At 72.3% G+C, this 3,205-nt stretch carries 3 protein-coding genes and 1 pseudogene; 2 read left to right on the top strand and 2 right to left on the bottom strand.

All coding sequences use genetic code 11. The features are described 5' to 3' along the window. Nucleotides 1-444: pseudogene (locus HMPREF3086_RS16345) on the top strand (FAD-binding oxidoreductase); the annotation flags it as partial. Then, nucleotides 441-1,904 (top strand): NAD-dependent succinate-semialdehyde dehydrogenase, encoded by a 1,464-nt coding sequence (locus HMPREF3086_RS16340; RefSeq protein WP_061916475.1) that lies wholly within the window; start codon nucleotides 441-443, stop codon nucleotides 1,902-1,904. The pseudogene HMPREF3086_RS16345 and the gene HMPREF3086_RS16340, both read left to right, overlap by 4 nt. A 126-nt stretch (nucleotides 1,905-2,030) precedes the next feature. On the opposite strand, the gene HMPREF3086_RS16335 is transcribed toward HMPREF3086_RS16340, so the two are convergent. Next, on the bottom strand, nucleotides 2,031-2,306 hold the full coding sequence (locus tag HMPREF3086_RS16335; protein ID WP_063935329.1) for a WhiB family transcriptional regulator: 276 nt from the start codon (nucleotides 2,304-2,306) through the stop codon (nucleotides 2,031-2,033). 185 nt (nucleotides 2,307-2,491) lie between these two features. Beyond that, the coding region (locus HMPREF3086_RS16330; protein WP_246831027.1) for a GntR family transcriptional regulator at nucleotides 2,492-3,205 on the bottom strand (714 nt) is incomplete at its 5' end.

Below are 3,205 nucleotides of genomic sequence, written 5' to 3'. Positions count from 1 at the left end.
GACCACCTCGGCCGCCTCGCCTCCGAGGGCCGGGCGCCCGCCTGGCCCGGCGGCACCGCGCCCGACCGCGTCACCGTGCAGACCCACTGCCACGAATACGCGACGTTCGGCAACCGCGTGCAACGCGCGACGCTCACCGCCCTCGGCGTGGGCTCGGTCCGCGAGGCCACCGGCTGCTGCGGCGTCGCCGGCGACTTCGGCTTCACCGCCGGCCACGAGGCCGTCACCGCCGCCGTCGCCGAACAGGCCCTCGCACCCGCCCTGCGCGCCGACCCCGACGCGCCGGTCCTCACCGACGGGTTCTCGTGCGCCACCCAGACCGGTGAACTCGGCCGTACCGGGCGACACCTCTTCGAACTCCTCGATCCCGATCCCGCCGATTCCGACCCCTCCAGCCCCGATCCCGACGCCACCGTCCCGCCCACCACCAGGAGGCCCCAATGACCCGCTCCGTCACCGACATCATCGCCGGACTCGGCACCGGCGTGTACGTGGACGGGCAGTGGCGCGACGCCGCCTCCGGCGCCACGTTCGACGTGGTCAACCCGGCCACCGGCGAGGCCATCGCCACCCTCGCCGACGGCGGGGCCGACGACGCCACCGCCGCGATCGCCGCTGCCGGGCGGGCGCAGGAGAGCTGGGCCGCCGTCCCCGCGCGCGAGCGCGCCGAGATCCTGCGCCGGGCCTACGAGCTGCTGGTGTACCGCGCCGACGAGATCGCCCTCCTCATGACCACCGAGATGGGCAAGCCGCTGGCCGAGGCGCGCGGCGAGGTCAGCTACGGCGCCGAATTCTTCCGCTGGTTCTCCGAGGAGGCCTCCCGCATCCACGGCGACGCCCGCCGCTCCCCCGACGGCAAGACCCGACTCATGGTGACGCAGGAGCCGGTGGGCCCGTCCATCCTCATCACCCCGTGGAACTTCCCTCTGGCCATGGCCACCCGCAAGATCGGCCCGGCCGTGGCCGCCGGCTGCACCATGGTGTTCAAACCCGCCAACCTCACGCCGCTGACCTCCCTGTACGTGGTGGACGTCCTGCGCGAGGCCGGTCTGCCCGAGGGCGTGCTCAACGTGGTGTGCACGACCGACGCCGGCGGCGTGGTGGAGCCGTGGATCGACTCCGGGATCGCCCGCAAGCTCTCCTTCACCGGCTCCACACCCGTAGGCCGGAAGCTGCTCGAGCAGTGCTCGCGCGGCGTGCTGCGCACCTCCATGGAGCTCGGCGGGAACGCCCCGTTCGTGGTCTGCGAGGACGCGGACATGGACACCGCCGTCGACGCCGCCATGGCCGCCAAGATGCGCAACATGGGCGAGGCGTGCACGTCCGCCAACCGGATCCTCGTGCACCGGTCGGTGCTGGACGAGTTCGGTCGCCGACTGACCGAGCGGATGGCCTCCCTCACCGTGGGCGACGGCACCGCCGAGGGCACCGACGTGGGACCGCTGGTCGAGGAAAAGGCCGTCGACAAGGTCGCCGAGCTGGTCGACGACGCCGTGAGCCGCGGTGCCGCGGTGCTTACCGGCGGCACCCGCGGCGAGGGCCCCGGCTTCTTCTACCCGCCCACCGTCCTCACCGGCGTCACCCCGGACGCCAGGTTGATGTCCACCGAGATCTTCGGCCCCGTCGCCGCGCTCGTGCCGTTCGACACCGATGACGAGGCCGTCGCGCTGGCCAACGACACCGAGTACGGGCTGGTCTCGTACGTCATGACCGAGAATCTCGACCGCGCGATGACGATGTCCGAGCGGCTCCAGGCCGGCATGGTCGGCATCAACGTGGGCGTCGTCTCCAACCCGGCAGCGCCGTTCGGCGGGATCAAGCAGTCCGGGCTCGGCCGCGAGGGCGGGACGACGGGGATCGAGGAATTCCTCGAGACCAAGCTCGTCGCGATCCCCGTGCGCTGACAGGGCGACCGGGGGCGAGAGCGAAGAAAATCCGCTACCCCGGCACCGGATCCGCTACCTCCACAGGGGTAGCGGATCAGGCGTCCGAGTAGCGAATTTCGGGTGTCGCGCGAACACAGGGAGGGTCTAGCCGGTGCGCACCCGGCCGGCCTGGCGGTGGCGCTCGGCCTCGGTCATCCCGCCCCACACGCCGTACAGCTCACGGTTGTACGTGGCGTGGCGGCGGCAGGCGTCGATGACGGGGCATTGCGCGCAGAGCTTCTTGGCCGCGGTCTCCTTGCGGCGCCGCGTCGCCTTGGCCTCATCCTCCCCGTTGTAGAACAGGTCCGGAATGTCCCGACACCGACCGAGATCTGCCCACGCCCACTGCTCGTCGGTCTTGGTCAACACGCTGTGCTGCATCTTTCCCTCCCACCGTCCGTTCCAGCTTCCGTCACATCGGAGGTGATTCGGCACACCCCCACGGGTGGGATGGGTCGGCACCGCTAAAGTTCCTTCATGCGCGTGACGATCACGGCCATCAACGCCTTTCCGCTGGTCATCGCCGGTGTCGAGGTGCGCGTCAGACGGCCGCGCGCCGGGGGTGGTCAGACGGCCGGGCCGGATCCGAGGACCCGCGCGAGACCGTCCCTCATGTGGTCGACCAGCAGCGCGCGGGCCGGGCCCGGGTTGGCCGCGCGTACCGCGTCGGCGATCGCGCGATGCTCGGCGAGCCGCGACGCGGCGTCCGAATAGGTACCCCGCATGGCGTGTAGGCACATGCTCGTCTCGACCAGCACCGTCTCGTGCACGCGCGACAGTCGCGGGCTCCGCGCGGCCTCGACGAGGGCGTGGTGGAAGTCCAGATCCGCCGCGACCATGGCCGCCGATCGCGGCTCGGCGGCGAGGGCGGCCATCGCGTCGACGGCGGCGTCGAGCGCGTCGGCCGTGTCGGCCCCCAGTCCCAGGTCGAGTACGCGGTCGAGGGCGGCCGTCTCCACCGTCGTGCGCAGCAGGTACATGTCCTCGACGGCCTCGGGGGTCAGGTCGGCGACGAACAGCCCGCGGTTGCGGTGGGAGACCAGGAGGCCCTCCTGCGTCAACCGCTGCATGGCCTCGCGCAGGGGGCCGCGGCTCACGCCGAGCGAACGCGCCAACGCGGCCTCGCCGAGCTGGGTGCCCGGGCCGAACGTGCCGTCGGAGATCGCACGACGGAGCGTGCGCGCGATGAGCGACGGAGTCGACTCGCGGACGACGGGGGCCAGGCCCGGGGCGGACTCCGCGGCGGGTGCTGCGGCCGGCCCGGTGGCGGATGCTGCGGC

Source organism: Dietzia sp. HMSC21D01, from assembly GCF_001815995.1.
In the GTDB taxonomy this organism is placed as follows: Bacteria; Actinomycetota; Actinomycetes; order Mycobacteriales; family Mycobacteriaceae; genus Dietzia; species Dietzia cinnamea.
Note: the sequence above shows the minus strand (reverse complement) of the source record. Positions and strands in the feature narration are given on the sequence as shown.

What these genes read in the sequence shown, in the direction of transcription:
- HMPREF3086_RS16340 (WP_061916475.1), top strand. Translation starts at nt 441, where the DNA reads ATGACCCGCTCCGTCACCGACATCATCGCCGGACTCGGCACCGGCGTG.
- HMPREF3086_RS16335 (WP_063935329.1), bottom strand. Translation starts at nt 2,306, where the DNA reads ATGCAGCACAGCGTGTTGACCAAGACCGACGAGCAGTGGGCGTGGGCA.